The sequence below is a fragment of the Microbacterium sp. genome, assembly GCF_041641055.1.
GTDB lineage: Bacteria > Actinomycetota > Actinomycetes > Actinomycetales > Microbacteriaceae > Microbacterium.
This window is the reverse complement of the sequence record NZ_JBEPZB010000016.1, coordinates 21,927-36,220: the sequence shown is the minus strand read 5'-3', so window position 1 is coordinate 36,220 and position 14,294 is coordinate 21,927. Positions and strand designations below refer to the sequence as shown.

19 protein-coding genes are annotated in these 14,294 nt (G+C 68.6%); 10 read left to right on the top strand and 9 right to left on the bottom strand.

Features of this window, described 5'->3' with window-relative positions:
- Positions 1–21 precede the first annotated feature (21 nt).
- On the top strand, positions 22–1,233 hold the full coding sequence (locus ACESK8_RS11415) for an ROK family protein (protein ID WP_372968708.1): 1,212 nt from the start codon (positions 22–24) through the stop codon (positions 1,231–1,233).
- 28 nt (positions 1,234–1,261) lie between these two features.
- Here ACESK8_RS11415 and ACESK8_RS11410 read toward each other — a convergent pair whose 3' ends face one another.
- Positions 1,262–2,401 (bottom strand): Gfo/Idh/MocA family protein, encoded by a 1,140-nt coding sequence (locus ACESK8_RS11410; RefSeq protein ID WP_372968707.1) that lies wholly within the window; start codon positions 2,399–2,401, stop codon positions 1,262–1,264.
- A complete protein-coding gene (locus ACESK8_RS11405; protein WP_372968706.1) occupies positions 2,401–3,207 on the bottom strand; it encodes a sugar phosphate isomerase/epimerase family protein in 807 nt (268 codons plus the stop codon). The genes ACESK8_RS11410 and ACESK8_RS11405 overlap by 1 nt, the downstream gene beginning before the upstream one ends.
- Positions 3,208–3,316: 109 nt before the next feature.
- On the opposite strand from ACESK8_RS11405, the gene ACESK8_RS11400 reads away from it, so the two are divergent.
- From ACESK8_RS11400 to ACESK8_RS11390, 3 genes are read left to right on the top strand one after another with little or no spacing between them, the layout of a single operon-like run.
- The gene (locus ACESK8_RS11400; protein ID WP_372968705.1) at positions 3,317–3,928 is read left to right on the top strand and encodes a TetR/AcrR family transcriptional regulator; all 612 of its coding nucleotides are present in this window, start codon (positions 3,317–3,319) and stop codon (positions 3,926–3,928) included.
- A 9-nt stretch (positions 3,929–3,937) separates the two neighbouring features.
- On the top strand, positions 3,938–4,567 hold the full coding sequence (locus ACESK8_RS11395) for a DUF4166 domain-containing protein (RefSeq protein ID WP_372968704.1): 630 nt from the start codon (positions 3,938–3,940) through the stop codon (positions 4,565–4,567).
- Between the two features lie 56 nt (positions 4,568–4,623).
- Entirely contained in the window at positions 4,624–5,565 is a 942-nt protein-coding gene (locus ACESK8_RS11390; protein WP_372968740.1) for an epimerase, read from the top strand.
- On the opposite strand, the gene ACESK8_RS11385 is transcribed toward ACESK8_RS11390, so the two are convergent.
- The 3 genes from ACESK8_RS11385 to ACESK8_RS11375 are packed head-to-tail and all read right to left on the bottom strand — an operon-like array spanning position 5,562 to position 7,188.
- Complete coding sequence (locus ACESK8_RS11385; RefSeq protein ID WP_372968703.1) at positions 5,562–5,957, bottom strand: PLD nuclease N-terminal domain-containing protein; 396 nt, start codon at positions 5,955–5,957, stop codon at positions 5,562–5,564. The two genes, ACESK8_RS11390 and ACESK8_RS11385, sit on opposite strands and share 4 nt — an antisense overlap.
- 37 nt (positions 5,958–5,994) lie before the next feature.
- Positions 5,995–6,924, bottom strand: coding sequence for an aldo/keto reductase family oxidoreductase (locus ACESK8_RS11380; RefSeq protein ID WP_372968702.1), 930 nt, complete (start codon positions 6,922–6,924; stop codon positions 5,995–5,997).
- Between the two features lie 39 nt (positions 6,925–6,963).
- On the bottom strand, positions 6,964–7,188 hold the full coding sequence (locus ACESK8_RS11375) for an XRE family transcriptional regulator (RefSeq protein ID WP_372968701.1): 225 nt from the start codon (positions 7,186–7,188) through the stop codon (positions 6,964–6,966).
- A gap of 93 nt (positions 7,189–7,281) precedes the next feature.
- Between ACESK8_RS11375 and ACESK8_RS11370 the strand changes: the two genes are divergently transcribed.
- The 3 genes from ACESK8_RS11370 to ACESK8_RS11360 are packed head-to-tail and all read left to right on the top strand — an operon-like array spanning position 7,282 to position 8,761.
- Positions 7,282–7,659: a helix-turn-helix domain-containing protein gene (locus tag ACESK8_RS11370; RefSeq protein ID WP_372968700.1), complete on the top strand. Its 378-nt coding sequence runs from the start codon at positions 7,282–7,284 to the stop codon at positions 7,657–7,659.
- 24 nt (positions 7,660–7,683) lie between these two features.
- Complete coding sequence (locus ACESK8_RS11365; protein WP_372968699.1) at positions 7,684–8,154, top strand: ImmA/IrrE family metallo-endopeptidase; 471 nt, start codon at positions 7,684–7,686, stop codon at positions 8,152–8,154.
- Positions 8,155–8,158: 4 nt separating this feature from the next.
- On the top strand, positions 8,159–8,761 hold the full coding sequence (locus tag ACESK8_RS11360) for a GNAT family N-acetyltransferase (RefSeq protein ID WP_372968698.1): 603 nt from the start codon (positions 8,159–8,161) through the stop codon (positions 8,759–8,761).
- Positions 8,762–8,774: 13 nt separating this feature from the next.
- Here ACESK8_RS11360 and ACESK8_RS11355 read toward each other — a convergent pair whose 3' ends face one another.
- Positions 8,775–8,978: a hypothetical protein gene (locus ACESK8_RS11355; protein WP_060926872.1), complete on the bottom strand. Its 204-nt coding sequence runs from the start codon at positions 8,976–8,978 to the stop codon at positions 8,775–8,777.
- Between the two features lie 105 nt (positions 8,979–9,083).
- Between ACESK8_RS11355 and ACESK8_RS11350 the strand changes: the two genes are divergently transcribed.
- A complete protein-coding gene (locus ACESK8_RS11350) occupies positions 9,084–9,695 on the top strand; it encodes a flavodoxin family protein (protein ID WP_372968697.1) in 612 nt (203 codons plus the stop codon).
- 15 nt (positions 9,696–9,710) lie between these two features.
- Here ACESK8_RS11350 and ACESK8_RS11345 read toward each other — a convergent pair whose 3' ends face one another.
- Entirely contained in the window at positions 9,711–10,043 is a 333-nt protein-coding gene (locus ACESK8_RS11345) for a hypothetical protein (protein ID WP_372968696.1), read from the bottom strand.
- Between the two features lie 141 nt (positions 10,044–10,184).
- On the opposite strand from ACESK8_RS11345, the gene pgi reads away from it, so the two are divergent.
- Positions 10,185–11,864: a glucose-6-phosphate isomerase gene (gene pgi, locus ACESK8_RS11340; protein ID WP_372968695.1), complete on the top strand. Its 1,680-nt coding sequence runs from the start codon at positions 10,185–10,187 to the stop codon at positions 11,862–11,864.
- A 92-nt stretch (positions 11,865–11,956) separates the two neighbouring features.
- Here the strand turns inward: pgi and ACESK8_RS11335 are convergent, their stop codons facing one another.
- Positions 11,957–12,286 (bottom strand): hypothetical protein, encoded by a 330-nt coding sequence (locus ACESK8_RS11335; protein WP_372968694.1) that lies wholly within the window; start codon positions 12,284–12,286, stop codon positions 11,957–11,959.
- Between the two features lie 386 nt (positions 12,287–12,672).
- Between ACESK8_RS11335 and ACESK8_RS11330 the strand changes: the two genes are divergently transcribed.
- Positions 12,673–13,248, top strand: a complete 576-nt coding sequence (locus ACESK8_RS11330) for an NUDIX domain-containing protein (protein ID WP_372968693.1) — start codon at positions 12,673–12,675, stop codon at positions 13,246–13,248.
- 81 nt (positions 13,249–13,329) lie between these two features.
- On the opposite strand, the gene ACESK8_RS11325 is transcribed toward ACESK8_RS11330, so the two are convergent.
- On the bottom strand, positions 13,330–14,181 hold the full coding sequence (locus ACESK8_RS11325) for an alpha/beta fold hydrolase (RefSeq protein ID WP_372968692.1): 852 nt from the start codon (positions 14,179–14,181) through the stop codon (positions 13,330–13,332).
- Positions 14,182–14,294 lie beyond the last annotated feature (113 nt).

Genomic DNA, 14,294 nt, shown 5'->3' with positions numbered 1-14,294 from the left:
GTGCTGTGGTTTACTGACGCAATGGTCGATGCACTCCGCCCCGCCGCCGTGGCCAACCCCGGTGCGGGCGAGATCTTCCAGCTCCTCCGCGATGGCACCGCGCGCACGAAGGCGGAGCTCGCAGCCCTCACCGGCCTCGCGCGATCCACGGTCGCCCTGCGCGTGGACGCGCTCCTCGCCGCCGATCTGCTGCGCCCGGCGGGAGAAGCCGTGTCGACCGGCGGTCGCCCGCCCGCCCGTCTCGCCTTCAACTCCCGTGCCGGAGTCGTGCTCGCCGTCGACCTCGGAGCCACGCATGCCACGGTCGCGGTCGCCGATCTCGCCGGCGTCATCCTCGACTCCCGCACCCGCACGATCGACATCGGCCACGGCCCCGAGAACCTGCTCGACGTGATCCTCGAAGACGGGGCGGCGCTGCTCGGCTCCGCGGCGGTCGAGTCCTCCGCGGCGTCCGGCGCACCCCTGCTCGGCGTCGGGATCGGCGTGCCCGGTCCGGTCGAGCACACCACCGGACGACCGACCAACCCCCCGATCATGCCGGGGTGGGACCGCTTCGACGTGCCGGGCTATGTGCAGCGCACCTTCGACGTGCCGGTGCTGGTCGACAACGACGTGAACATCCTCGCCCTCGGCGAGCATGCGACGACCTGGCCGCACGTCGACGACCTGATCTTCGTCAAGGTCTCCACCGGCATCGGCGCGGGGATCATCGCCGGCGGTCAGCTGCAGCGCGGCGCCCAGGGCTCGGCCGGGGATATGGGCCACGTCCAGGTCCCGCACGGCTCGGGCTCGGCGAGAGAGCCCGGCGACGACCGCGACCTCGAGGCCCTCGCCAGCGGATCGGCCCTCGCGGCCGCGCTGCGCGACGGCGGACAGGATGCGCACAGCCCTGCGGACGTCGTCGACCTCGTGCGCGCGGGCAACGCCGCGGCCATCGAGGCGACGCGGCAGGCCGGCCGCGACGTGGGCGAGGTCCTCGCGACCGTCGTGAACCTGCTGAACCCCTCGATCATCGTGCTCGGCGGCAGCATCGCGCGCGCCGGCGAGCACCTGCTCGCCGGGGTGCGCGAGGTGGTCTACCGCCGATCGATTCCGCTGGCCACGCAGCATCTCGCGATCGTGCAGTCCCAGGCCGGCGACCGTGCGGCGGTCCTCGGGGCGGCGATCATGGTCGCCCGCGAGGTGCTGTCACCGGCGAGCGTCGACCGCTACGTGGCGACGAAGGCGCACTGAGCACACTCCGCCGCCACGACTGCAGTCGTCAGAGAGTCGACGCGAACGGATCGAAGTCGGCATCCAGGGCGCCGACCTCGCTCAGCGTGCTCTCGACCTGGACGAAGCTGCGCGACTCGGCGGCCTCCTCGATCGAGAGCAGCGTGTCGAGCACGTGGTATCCGAACTCGCCCGTCGCCACATGGGGGCGTCCGGCCGCGATCGACCTGGCCATGTCGAGCAGACCCACGCCGCGACCGGAGAGCACGCCCTCCTGCTCGACGTCGACGATCTCCTGCTCGATCGGCTCCGGCGGCACGAAGAGACGCGACAGCGGACGCGTGATCGTGATCGGCCCGCCGAAGGTGTTCGGGTCGGGGATGACGATCGTTCCCTCGGTGCCGGTGATCTCGACGAGACCCTGCCGCAGCAGCGGAGAGTCGGTGCTGTACAGGCTCTGCGCCTGCCCGCCCTGCTCGAAGTCCATCAGGACGCTCAGCGTCGAGGGGATCTCGACCGGGAACTCCTGCCCTGCCAGCTCCCCCACCTGCACCGTGCGGGTCGGCGTGCCCTGGAGCCCGAGGGCGGCCACGGCCGCCACCGGTCCGAAGACGTGCACGAGAGCCGAGACGTAGTACGGCCCCATGTCGAGCAGGGGGCCTGCGCCCTTGGCGTAGAGGAAGGCGGGGTTCGGGTGGAAGATCTCCGGGCCCTGCCACTGGAACGTCGTCTGGGCGAAGAGCGGGCGGCCGATGTCGCCGCGCGCGATCGCGCGCTTCGCCGTCTGCACACCGGGGCCGAGCACCGTGTCCGGCGCGACGCCGACCCGGAGGCCGGCCGCGTCAGCCGTGGCGAGCAGCCGCTGGGACTCCTCACGGCTGACGCCGATCGGCTTCTCCGTCCACACGTGCTTGCCTGCGGCGATGATCGCCTCCGACACCTCGACGTGCACCGCGGGGATCGTCAGATTCACGACGATGTCGATGTCCGGGTCATCGAGGACCACGTCGACCCCGCCCGCCCGGGGCACGCCGTACTTCTCGGCCTGGGCCTTCGCGCGCTCCTCGAGCAGGTCGCCGACGGCGATCACCCGCACATCGGGGAACGTCGTGAGGTTCGACAGGTACTGGTCGCTGATGTTGCCCGCGCCGATGATGCCGACGCCGACGGGTCCGCTGCCGATCGCCATCAGCCGGCCACCTTCTCGTCGAGGTAGACGCGGCTGCGCTCGACCGCATCCCAGAGGTCGCCCTCGAAGTGGTCGAACTCGACGATCGCGAGCTCCAGCGCGGGAGCGGCGGCGATCGCCTCCACGAGCGGGACGGTGCCCTCGCCTGCCGGCACCTGGTCGGCCGGCGGGTACGCGCTCAGCAGGGCGGGGTCGAGCGTGCCGTCCTTGGCGTGCACCGCGATCACGCGGTCGCCCAGGCGCTGCAGCAGCGCGACCGGGTCGACGCCTCCGCGGGCCACCCAGTACAGGTCGACCTCGAGCACGACGCGCTCATCGAGGAGACCGGCCAGCACCTCGAGTCCGGTGACGCCGTCGAACACGGCCTCCAGCTCGTGGGCGTGGTTGTGGTAGCCGACGCGGACGCCGACCGTCGCGCCGATCTCAGCGGCCTCGTTGAGCAGACGGGCGGTCTCCTCGATCTGCTCGACGGACTCCCAGCGCGCGGGCTCCGTGTACGGATCGATGACGGTGCCCATGCCGAGCACCTTGGCCGCCGCGAACACCTCGGCCGGCGACGGCACCGGGAGCGTCGTGCCGCTGCCGTCCGGGTTGACGAACGACGTCGAGGCGAGGAACGCGTGGCCGGAGGGAGCGACCAGGCCGGCAGCGCTCAGCGCGTCGGCGAGAGGCTGCGCACGGCGCACGAAGTCGTACGGCTCCACAGCCGTGAAGCCGCGCGCGGCGACCTCCTTCAGCGAGCCCTCGAGGTCGGTCTCCAGCTGGTCCTTGATCGTGAACAGCTGGATGGAAGTCTGAATCGCCACGGGGTTCTCCTTCGGTCATCGGTGACGTGCGGGCGCTGTCGCCCGTCTGTCCGAGAACGTTATCACCGAATACCTCCGCGCGGAAGTTTTCGTTCGATATGCTCGTCCCATGACCGACGATCCGGATCGCCCTCGCCAGCGGGGCGCATATGCGAAGGGCATCGCCCGACGTCAGGAGATCCTGGATCGCGCGATCGAGGTCTTCGCCGAACGCGGGGCGGACCGCACGAGCCTGCGCTCGATCGCCAGCGCCGTGGGTGTGACCCACGCCGCACTCACGCACTACTTCGGCTCGCTCGAGGAGCTGCTGGTCGCGGTGTATCAGGAGAGCACGGTGCCGGAGCGGCAGCAGCCGGACACGCTCCCCGCCGACGCCAGTCCGGTGGAGCGCATGATCGAATCCGCCCGCACCAACCGCGAGGTCCCCGGACTCGTGCAGCTCTACTCGACCCTGGTCGCGACCGCGCTGGAGGAGGGACGCCCCGCCGCCCGCGAGTTCGCCACGACCCGCTTCTCACGACTCCGACGAGAGATCGCCGCGACCGTGCGCGAGCAGCAGGAGGCAGGGCGGATGCGGCAGGACGTGGATGCCGACGCGGTCGCCGCCCTCGTGGTGGCAGCCTCCGACGGACTGCAGACCCAGTGGCTGCTCGATGACTCCGCCCCGCAGCACGAGGCCCTGGCGCTGCTCGACCGGCTGCTGCGCCCAGGCTCTCGCTAGGGTGAGGGGGTGACACAACCCCTCACCGCGCACCTCTCGCCCTATGAGCGCGCACTCGGCGACCGCATCGCGGAGCTCCACCCGAAGACGGGCTGGTACTTCCGCACCATCGCCGATGGACAGGTGGGCGTGGGCACCGGCGTGTTCACCACCGCCGGCTCCCGCCATCGGTGGCTCTGGCCGATGTTCCGCATCGCGGAGTCGCTCGGGGTGGCCTTCGCGGGGTGGCAGCGCGACGTCCCGTTCCGCATCGAGAACCGCACCGTCGACGGCGCGGCCGTGGCCGTACGGCACTTCGAGCTGCCTGGACGCACCTGGGTCATGCCCGACATCGTGGTGCTCGGGCCGAACGGCATCCTGCGCAACGAGATCGGGCCGCATCGCACCGTCGTCACCACCTTCGACATCGACGTGCGGGACGGCGCGGTCGTGCTCGGCATCCGCCGCGTCGGGCTGCGGCTGGGTCCGCTCCGCCTCACCGTGCCACGTCTCCTGAGTCCGCGCATCGCCCTCGTCGAGCGGTGGGACGACGAGCGGGAGCAGCATCACGTGAACATGACCATCGACGCCCCGATGCTCGGCCGCGTCTACGAGTACACCGGCTTCTTCGACTACGCGATCGAGAGCGAGACCCCGTGACGGATTCCACGACGCCGCACGGCGGACCGGTCGTGATCGGCGGATCGACCGGGTTCATGGGACAGTACCTGATCCCCCGGCTGCGGGCGGCCGGTCGTGAGGTCATCACCATCTCGCGCACCGGCGCCGACATCGCCTGGGGAGATCAGCGTGCGATCGACCGTGCGGTCGACGGCTCCTCGCTGGTGATCGGACTGGCGGGCAAGAGCGTGAACTGCCGCTACACCGCGGCCAACCGCGCGGCGATCTTCCGCTCGCGCCTGGACACGACCTCGTCGCTGAGCGCGGCGATCGCCGCGGCATCCACCCCTCCACCCCTCTGGATCAACTCCTCGACCGCGACCATCTACCGGCACGCCGAGGACCGGCCGATGACGGAGTCATCCGGCGAGATCGGCAAGGGCTTCTCGGTCGAGGTCGCCAAGGCCTGGGAGCGCGCGCTCTTCGCCGACGACATGCCCCGCACCCGCAGGGTGGCGCTGCGCAGCGCCATCGTCCTCGGAGACGGCGGCGTGCTCGGACCGCTGCGGAGCATGGCGCGCCTCGGACTCGGCGGAGCCCAGCACGACGGCCCGTGGCCGATCAGCCGAGCACGGCGCAGCGCGGGCACCGGTCACGAGTTCGGAGCCCGCCGCGGCCGGCAGCGCTTCAGCTGGGTGCACATCGAGGACGTCGCCCGCATCATCGACTTCATCGAGGCCACTCCGTCACTGGACGGTGCGGTGAACGCTGCCTCGCCGAACCCCTCGGACAATGCCGAGTTCATGTCGATCGTGCGCCAGGCTCTCGGTGTCGGATTCGGCCCGGCGATGCCGCGCTGGATGCTCGAGATCGGGGCCATCGGCATGCGGACCGAGACCGAGCTGATCCTGAAGAGCCGGTGGGTGATCCCCGAGAAGCTGACGCTCGCCGGGTTCGAGTTCGCCCATCCGAAGCTCGAGGAAGCCGTGCGCGACTCGTTCGAGCGCGCGGACGCGCTCTCCGGAGCAGCCGTCTAACCGGCGGTCGGCTCCGCATCGGTCGAGGAGTCGCCGTCCTGACGCCGGCGCTTCTCGATCTCCTGGCGGAGCCGCCACTCCTCGATCTCGCGGTCGAGGTCGGCGATCTGCTGCTCGGTGCTCCTGGTGTCCACCGGCGTGGTCGGGCGGAGATCGGGCTGAGGAGCGGTCGGCCGCGCGGCCGGTCGCATCCGCGGGATCCGCAGACCCGCCTCGGAGTACTCCCGACCGATCGCGAACCACAGGATGCTGCCGATCAGCGGCAGCAGGATGACGATGATGACCCAGGCCATCTTCGGCAGGAACCGCACCTGGGAATCGTCGCGCCGGATGATGTCGACGAGCGCGCCGACCATCAGTGCGATGACCAGGAGGGAGAACAGGAACGGCATGTGTTCAGGGTAGACGACGAGCGGGAGTCCTGCCCGGTCAGGGCAGGAGGTGACCCGCCGCGCGGAACAGCTCGTACCACTCGGCACGGGTGAGCTCGATGTCGGCACCGGCTGCCGCATCCCGCACGCGCTCAGGAGTCGTGGTGCCCAGGACCACCTGCATCTTCGCGGGATGCCGGGTGATCCAGGCGGTGGCGATCGCGATCGGCTCCACGGCGTAGGAGGCGGCGAGGCGATCGATCACCTCGTTGAGCGCGGCGTACTCCGGGTTGCCGAGGAAGACTCCCGTGAAGAACCCGCCCTGGAAAGGCGACCATGCCTGGACTGTGATCCCGTTGATGCGGCAGTACTCGACGATCCCGCCGCCGTCGCGCACGATGCTCTGGTCCTCCCCCGCCATGTTGGCGGCGACCGGCTGCGCGAGGATCGGGGCGTGCGTGATGGACAGTTGGAGCTGGTTCGCCACGAGCGGCTGCGTGACCGCGGTGCGCAGCAGATCGATCTGGCGCGGGGTGTGGTTCGAGACGCCGAAGGCGCGGACCTTGCCGGCCGCCTCGAGCTCGTCGAACGCCCTGGCGACCTCCTCCGGTTCGACCAGCGCGTCGGGGCGGTGCAGCAGCAGGACGTCGAGGCGATCGGTGCGCAGCGCCTTCAGTGACCCCTCGACCTGCGCGAGGATGTGCTCGTACGAGAAGTCGAAGGTCCCCTCCGCCGGGTTGATGCCGCACTTCGTCTGCAGCACGATCTCGTCGCGTTCGGCCGCGCTCAGGCCGAGCGCCTCCGCGAACCGCGCCTCGCAGAAGTGCATGCTGCCGCCGTAGATGTCGGCGTGATCGAAGAAGTCGATGCCTGCGCCGCGGGCGGTGTCATAGAGCTCGCGGATCTGGGCATCATCCTTGTCATCGATGCGCATCATTCCGGCGACGACGGCGGGGGCGGTGGCGGATCCGAAGGGAACGGTCTTCATCCCTCCACGCTAGTGCGCGGGTCGGTCGGGGCGCGAGACTCAGCGCACGGAACGCCTCGGTACCAGCTCCGACACGGAGATGCCGAGAGCGTCGGCGATGTCGCCGAGATCGACGACGGTGAAGTCGCGCCGCAGCGAGAGCATCTCCTGGAGCGCGCGGGGCGCGATGCCCGATCGCTCGGCGAGCCACTGCGGCGTGCGTCCCGCGTGCCCGATCGCCGAGATCACGGCTGATGCCACCGCCTGGCGCGATTCTGTCGTCATCTGACGACACTACCGCCTCGCCCGCCTTCATGCGCAGTGGAGTCGCGCGATATCACGGCATCCTGGCGTCGGGCCGGTGCTATCGTGACTCACGTGAAGACACCGGGCGAGCAGTTCAACGCAGCGGTCGGTCGGCAGCTGCGAGCGGAGATCGGTGCCGCCGGCAGCAGCATCGCCGCCATGGCACGCGAGATCGGCATCGCGCGCAGCGCACTCGACAACTACGTCACGGGGAAGCGCGCCATCCCGGTGCCCATCGTGTTCGCGGTCGGGGATGTGGTCGACGTCGAGCCCCACCTCATCCTCCGGCGCGCGGAGGAACGGCTCGCCGCCGAGGACGGGCGGCGCACGGCGACCATCACCGAGCTCCCCCGCCGCACCGATGTCGGCGGCCACCGCCAGGATGAGTCCGAGGTCGCCTTCGATTCCTCTCTGTCGCACGCCCGCGACACCGACGATCTCTACGACTGACGCTCAGAGCTCGAAGGAGGGCCCGTGGACCGGCTCCTTCGCCTCATCGACGAGAACGGGCTGACCGTGATCGAACGACCAGGGAGATCGTGGGGCGGCTATGAGCCGACGACCGCCACCATCCGTGTCGCGCCCGGGCTGAGCCGTCGCGCGACCAGTAGCATTCTGGCGCATGAGCTCGCCCATGCGATCCTCGGTCATCGTCCGGCCGCCGACCCCGCGTTGCGCGCCCGCCAGGAGCGTCGAGCCGACGAATGGGCGGCACGACTGCTGATCACGCCGAAGGCCTACGCCGAGGCCGAGGCGGTCCGAGGCGCCCACCCCGCGAGCCTCGCCTTCGACCTCGACGTCACGGTCGAGATCGTCACCGCCTATCAGCGACTGCTGCGCCGCGTCGGCGACGCCACCTACGTCGACCCGCGCATGGGGCGCGACCAATGGGCGCACCGCACCGTCTGCGACTCGGGCGATGTCGGCACGGCGCTGATTGAATGACACCATGACCTTCCGCATCACGCCCCGCCCGATCACTCTCACCGGCCGCCTGGTCGAGCTCCGACCGCTGGAGACGTCGCATCACGACGGCCTCCTCGAGGCGCTGACGGAGGGCGACCTGTGGCAGAACGCGTGGTACACGTCGGTCCCCTCGCCCGACGGGCTCGCCGCGGAGATCGATCGACGCATCGGCCTGATCGAGTCGAACGGGATGATCCCGTTCACCGCGTTCGACGCCGACGGCCGCACCCTCGGCCTCACCTCGTTCTACGACATCGACGAGGAGGTCCCTCGACTGCACATCGGGTACACGTGGAACCGCCCGTCCGCCCATGGCACCGGGACCAACGCCGAGTCCAAGCTGCTGCTGCTCCGGCACGCGTTCGAAGACCTCGGCGTCTTCCGGGTGGGGCTCACGACCCAGTGGGTCAACTTCCAGTCCAGAGCGGCCATCGAGCGTCTGGGGGCCAAGCAGGACGGCGTCATGCGGGCAATGAGCCGCTATCGCAACGGAGCACTGCGCGACAGCGTCGAGTACTCGATCATCGAGCCGGAGTGGCCGGCGGTGAAGGCGAACCTCGAAGCGCGACTCGCCCGGCGAGGCTGACTACTGGTGCTGACTACTCGGTGGCGTTGCCCGACCAGTTGTCGTCGCGACGCGTGGCCGATCCGCGCTGACGCATCACGAAGGCCAGCGACAGGCTGACGATGAGCAGACCCGCGACGAAGACGATCGCCTGGAAGTCCTCGAGCGACTGCGCCAGCCCCATGAGCCAGATGCCTCCGAGGAAGAGGATCATGAAGAAGATGAAGCTGAGGATCACGGGATCTCCTGTCGTAGCGGCCGTCCTCAAGGATACCGCGTAGCGCAGACGCTCCAGCCACGGAACCCCCTGTGCGGTCGGCGCGATCGATGATTTCGTGCAGGCATGAACGCACCACTCACCGCCCTCGCGATCTCCTGCACGCTGAAGCCCTCTCCCGCGGAGTCCAGCTCCGATCTGCTGGGCTCCCAGATCCTCGCCGCCCTCGCGGAGCACGGCGTCAGCGGCGACCTGGTCAGGGCCGTCGACCACGTCATCAGCCCGGGTGTCGAGACCGACATGGGCGGGGACGACCAGTGGCCCGCGCTGCGGGAGAGGGTGCTCGCCGCCGACATCCTCGTCTTCGTCACCCCGACCTGGATGGGGCAGCACTCCAGCGTCGCGCAGCGTGTGCTCGAGCGCCTGGACGCGGAGCTCAGCGAGACTGATGACAGCGGGCGCCCGATCCTGTTCGACAAGGTCGCGATCTCCGGCGTCGTCGGCAACGAGGACGGGGCCCACCACATCGCCGGGATCGTCTTCCAGGCGCTCGACGACATCGGCTACACCGTGCCGGCGCAGACCTCGATCTACTGGAACGGCGAGGCGATGAAGGGCATCGACTACAAGGATCTCGATGAGACCCCGGAGGCGGTCGCGCAGGCGACGGCGACGGCCGCCCGGAATGCGGCGCATGTCGCCCGACTGCTGAAGGCGGATCGGTACCCGGCGGAGTAGCTCTGGCGCGGTGGCTCAGGCCTTCCGCGCGCTCCCGTCGACGACGCTGGACTGCACGTAATCGTCGATGACGAGTTCGCCGCTCGCGTTGAGGGCGTGCATCATCTCCTCGATGCGGTGCTTCTCGATGTTCTGGGGGTCGGCGGAGGTGAAGAGGAACTGCAGCGGGATCGCCGGGTGGATCCACACCGTGAGCCGTCCGGTATCCCCGCCCTCGCGCGGATGCCAGGTCATCATGAAGCTCTCCTGGCGGCGCAGCTTCGTGCCGACGATCACCTTCAGGTGAGCGAGCGTCTCATCGTCGATGAGGATCGGCTCCGATGTGCCGTCGTATCGCAGTCTTCCCATGAAGGAAACCGTACCCCCGCGCGCGCCTCCGCGTGTACACGCGCGAGATGATTCGGCGCGGCGGAAGGTCACGACCTCGTCACGATCGATCGAAACGTCATGACGCTGCCATGGCGTCGCCGACCGCAGTAGCGTGGATCCATGACCGCTCCCGTTGATCCGACAGCCACTCCCGCCTGGTCCGAGCTCACCGCCCTGCACGAGTCCGTCCGTGCCGATCTCCGAGGCTGGTTCGCCGCTGATGCGAGCCGCGCCGAGCGGTTCTCGTTCCCGTTGGCCGACCTGCACGTCGACCTGTCGAAGAACCTCGTGACCGACGACATCCTCGCAGCTCTCCTGCGTCTCGCCGAGCAGACCGGTGTCGCCGAGCGGTACGCCGCGATGCTCGAGGGGGCGCACCTGAACACCTCCGAGGACCGCGCGGTGCTGCACACGGCGCTGCGTCGGCCCGCCGGCGCCTCCCCCGCCCTCGTCGTCGACGGGCAGGACGTGGATGCCGACGTGCACAGCGTCCTCGACGCGATGAGCGCCTTCGCGGACCGGGTCCGCGGTGGCGACTGGCTCGGCGTCACGGGCAAGAAGGTCACCCACGTCGTGAACATCGGCATCGGCGGATCCGATCTCGGCCCGGTGATGGTGTACGAGGCGCTCAAGCCCTATGCGGATGCCGGCATCGAGGCGCGCTTCGTGTCGAACATCGACCCCACCGACCTCGCACAGAAGACGTCGGACCTCGATCCCGAGACGACCCTCTTCATCGTGGCCTCGAAGACGTTCACCACCCTCGAGACCCTCACCAACGCCCGCCTCGCGCGCGAATGGCTGTGGGCGGGGCTCACGGCATCCGGAGCGATCTCCGACGCAGACGACGCCCGCAGCGACGCGGTGGCCCACCATTTCGTGGCCGTGTCGACGGCGCTCGACAAGGTCGCAGCCTTCGGCATCGATCCCGCCAACGCGTTCGGATTCTGGGACTGGGTGGGTGGACGCTACTCGGTCGACTCGGCGATCGGCCTCTCGCTCGCGATCGCGCTCGGACCGCAGGCGTTCCGCGACCTGCTCGCGGGCTTCCACGACGTCGACGAGCACGTGCGCACGACGCCGTTGGAGCGCAACGTCCCCGTGCTGATGGGCCTGCTCAACGTCTGGTACGGGAACTTCCACGGCGCGCAGTCGCACGCGGTGCTGCCCTACGCGCAGCAGCTGAGCCGATTCCCCGCGTACCTGCAGCAGCTGACCATGGAGTCCAACGGCAAGTCCGTGCGCTGGGACGGCACCCCCGTCACCACCGACACGGGCGAGGTGTTCTGGGGAGAGCCGGGGACCAACGGCCAGCACGCCTTCTACCAGCTCATCCACCAGGGCACGCGGCTGATCCCGGCGGACTTCATTGCCTTCGTCAACCCCGCGTATCCGCTGTCCGACGGCGGTCAGGACGTCCACGAGCTGTTCCTCGCCAACTTCCTCGCCCAGACCAAGGCGCTCGCCTTCGGGAAGACCGCGGAGGAGGTCGAGGCCGAGGGCACGACGGGTGCGCTCGTCGCCGCGCGCACCTTCGCCGGCAACCGCCCGACGACGTCGATCTTCGCGCCCGCGCTGACCCCGCGCGTGCTCGGTCAGCTCATCGCGTTGTACGAGCACATCACGTTCACCCAGGGCACCATCTGGGGCATCAACTCGTTCGACCAGTGGGGTGTGGAGCTCGGCAAGCAGCTCGCGATGCAGATCGCACCGGCGATCGGCGGCGACGAGTCGGCCATCGAGGCGCAGGATGCCTCGACCAGGGCGCTGCTCGCCTACTACCGCGAGAACCGGAAGTAGCGGGAGCAGCAAGAAGAAGGGGGCGGATGCCGCAGCATCCCGCCCCTTCGTCGTGTCTTGCAGTGCGCGACTGTATGTGTCGCGCTCATGCGTCAGCGGCTGTCTTCTGGAAGCTCCGGGCAAGCGGCCGTGAGGGTAAACCAGACAACGGCAACTTGCGTCTCATCCGAGACCTTTGTTCCGCTCTTCCGCCAGTACTCGGCGTACCCGCGGCGGTAGTCAGCGGCGTCCGCGTGACCCTCTCCGCAGGATCTCGCGACCGATTCTCCATACTCGCCGTGGAGCTGACCGAAGCTCACCACGTCATGACGAGTCACGGTGATCCAGGTGACGAGTTCCCCCTCGTTGCCGAGGAGACCGAGGACCTCGCCCGCGTGCTCGAAGTCCTCACCCTCGAGCTGATAGTCGTCGACGAGACCCATCGTGGAGGTCTTCGCGCCGGCCAGCACAAGAGTGTTGAGTTCTTCTCGCCACTCCCCTCTCGTGCCGAGTTCGAGGGTGCGATGGCTTTCAATCCGTGGCCACACAGTTCGTCGTTCCTTTCGACGCCGATTCCACCGTTAAACGTGATGTTTCACGAAATTGCAGGTTTCTGCACGATTCATAGTATCGTGGCGAGAGAAGAGGCGAATGACGACCCTGACTGCCCGCCCGCACCGCACACCGGCACACGCCTCACGAGGAGCACTACATGGGGAGCACCGATCGACCTGGAGTCGACATACCGGATCGCCGAGGCCGCACGGGTCTTGATCGCGTAGGAATGGGTCTTCGCCGCAACCCGAACGTAGCCGTGCGGAGCGTCGAGGTGACTTCGGACGGCTGGCACGTACTTCGACGAACCGCATTCGACTACCGCGACCGCCGGGGCAACTGGGCCAGACAAGAGCGCGAGACCTACGACAGAGGTAACGGCGCGGTGATCCTGCTCTACAGCACAGAAAGGCAGTCTGTGCTCGTGGGCCGGCAGTTCCGCTACCCGGCCTACGTGAACGACCACCCCGACGGCATGCTCATCGAGTGCGCAGCCGGGCTTCTGGAGGGCGACGATCCGGAAGCCGCGATCCGTCGTGAGGTCCAGGAGGAACTGGGCGTCACCGTGGGCTCGGTCACTCGGGTCTTCGAGTCCTATATGAGTCCGGGATCCGTGACGGAACGGCTGCACTTCTTCGCCGCGCCCTTCGCGCCGCCCGACCGCGAGACCGACGGCGGCGGCCTGGTCGAAGAAGGCGAGGACATCGAAGTGCTGGAGATCTCCATCGACGACGCTCATTCGATGATCCGCACCGGCGAGATCACGGATGGGAAGACCATCATGCTGATCCAGTGGGCACTCCTCGACGGCCCCTTCCGAGCCCTCCAGACTCCCGTACCTCCGCCTTGAGAATCGAAGTCCCATTGCGCTCGCTGCCCTCAGGCGCCGCCTCTGTATCGCAGCGCCGCGCCGCGCCGAAAGTCTCCATCTTCATTCTTTCAACGCATGCCGAAAGACCGTGTCGGCGTGTTCCCAGAGCAAGGCACCGCCGGCGTTCGCAATCAGCTTCCGCGTCGCCGTCGGTATCCGGGTCGCGAGCGTCTCAGCGAGATCGGGAGAGTGACCGAAGTCCGCCTCTCCGACGAGGATGTCGACCGGGCACGTGATGTCCGCGAGCGGGAGGCCCCAAGGCCGCATCGCAATCAGAGTGTCGCGCACGTATCCGACGCCTCGGTTCGCAAAACCTTCGTCCAGCGAACGGCGGTACATGTCAATGAAGTCCGGGGACTGATAGACGCGTCGGTCCCTATCCGAAGCGCCACCCACCACCATTTCTTCCATCGCCTGCGGGGTGAACCTCGACAGCTCACCGGTTGCCGCCATGGGATCCTTCGCGACGAGGTCGACCAGCGCTGCGGCATGTGGCGGAAGCATCTCGCGGATTCGTGGGTGAGCCACTTCGTCGGCGGGTGAGACGAGAATCAGTCGTGACGATAGACCAGCGATGGCGGCGCCCAAACCGAACACGCTCCCCTGGGAGTTCGCGACCACCGGCAACGCGGCTGCGGCACGGCCTGCCACGGAGTGGACGAAGAACCGATAGTCCTCGGCGGTGGTCTGAATGTTACGGCCCTCATCCTCAGAAGAGGATCCCATGCCGGGACGGTCCAACGTGAGAAGCCGGATACCGCGCGTCATGAGATCGCGCTCCCCGAACCTCATGGCTCTCCCCGTCGCTGCACCCGCGACGAACAGCACGGGTCGACCGTTCTCGGGACCGTAGCTCGATCCAGCGAGGCGGCGCCCGTTCGGCATGGTGACGATATGTTCTTTTGCGTCCATAGCTGCTCCATTTCGACAAGATCAGGCGATTCAAGAACGCTGGCCCCGCGAGCACAGAGGTGACGGGCGTCCGCGGGAGACCGTCGTCAAGAAGGCGATCGGTTGCAGCGCTC

Bases quoted from the DNA above. Each gene is read 5' to 3' on its own strand.
- ACESK8_RS11415 (WP_372968708.1), top strand. From the start codon at position 22: ATGGTCGATGCACTCCGCCCCGCCGCCGTGGCCAACCCCGGTGCGGGC.
- ACESK8_RS11410 (WP_372968707.1), bottom strand. From the start codon at position 2,401: ATGGCGATCGGCAGCGGACCCGTCGGCGTCGGCATCATCGGCGCGGGC.
- ACESK8_RS11400 (WP_372968705.1), top strand. From the start codon at position 3,317: ATGACCGACGATCCGGATCGCCCTCGCCAGCGGGGCGCATATGCGAAG.
- ACESK8_RS11390 (WP_372968740.1), top strand. From the start codon at position 4,624: ATGGGACAGTACCTGATCCCCCGGCTGCGGGCGGCCGGTCGTGAGGTC.
- ACESK8_RS11385 (WP_372968703.1), bottom strand. From the start codon at position 5,957: ATGCCGTTCCTGTTCTCCCTCCTGGTCATCGCACTGATGGTCGGCGCG.
- ACESK8_RS11380 (WP_372968702.1), bottom strand. From the start codon at position 6,924: ATGAAGACCGTTCCCTTCGGATCCGCCACCGCCCCCGCCGTCGTCGCC.
- ACESK8_RS11375 (WP_372968701.1), bottom strand. From the start codon at position 7,188: ATGACGACAGAATCGCGCCAGGCGGTGGCATCAGCCGTGATCTCGGCG.
- ACESK8_RS11360 (WP_372968698.1), top strand. From the start codon at position 8,159: ATGACCTTCCGCATCACGCCCCGCCCGATCACTCTCACCGGCCGCCTG.
- ACESK8_RS11350 (WP_372968697.1), top strand. From the start codon at position 9,084: ATGAACGCACCACTCACCGCCCTCGCGATCTCCTGCACGCTGAAGCCC.
- ACESK8_RS11345 (WP_372968696.1), bottom strand. From the start codon at position 10,043: ATGGGAAGACTGCGATACGACGGCACATCGGAGCCGATCCTCATCGAC.
- pgi (WP_372968695.1), top strand. From the start codon at position 10,185: ATGACCGCTCCCGTTGATCCGACAGCCACTCCCGCCTGGTCCGAGCTC.
- ACESK8_RS11335 (WP_372968694.1), bottom strand. From the start codon at position 12,286: ATGGGTCTCGTCGACGACTATCAGCTCGAGGGTGAGGACTTCGAGCAC.
- ACESK8_RS11325 (WP_372968692.1), bottom strand. From the start codon at position 14,181: ATGGACGCAAAAGAACATATCGTCACCATGCCGAACGGGCGCCGCCTC.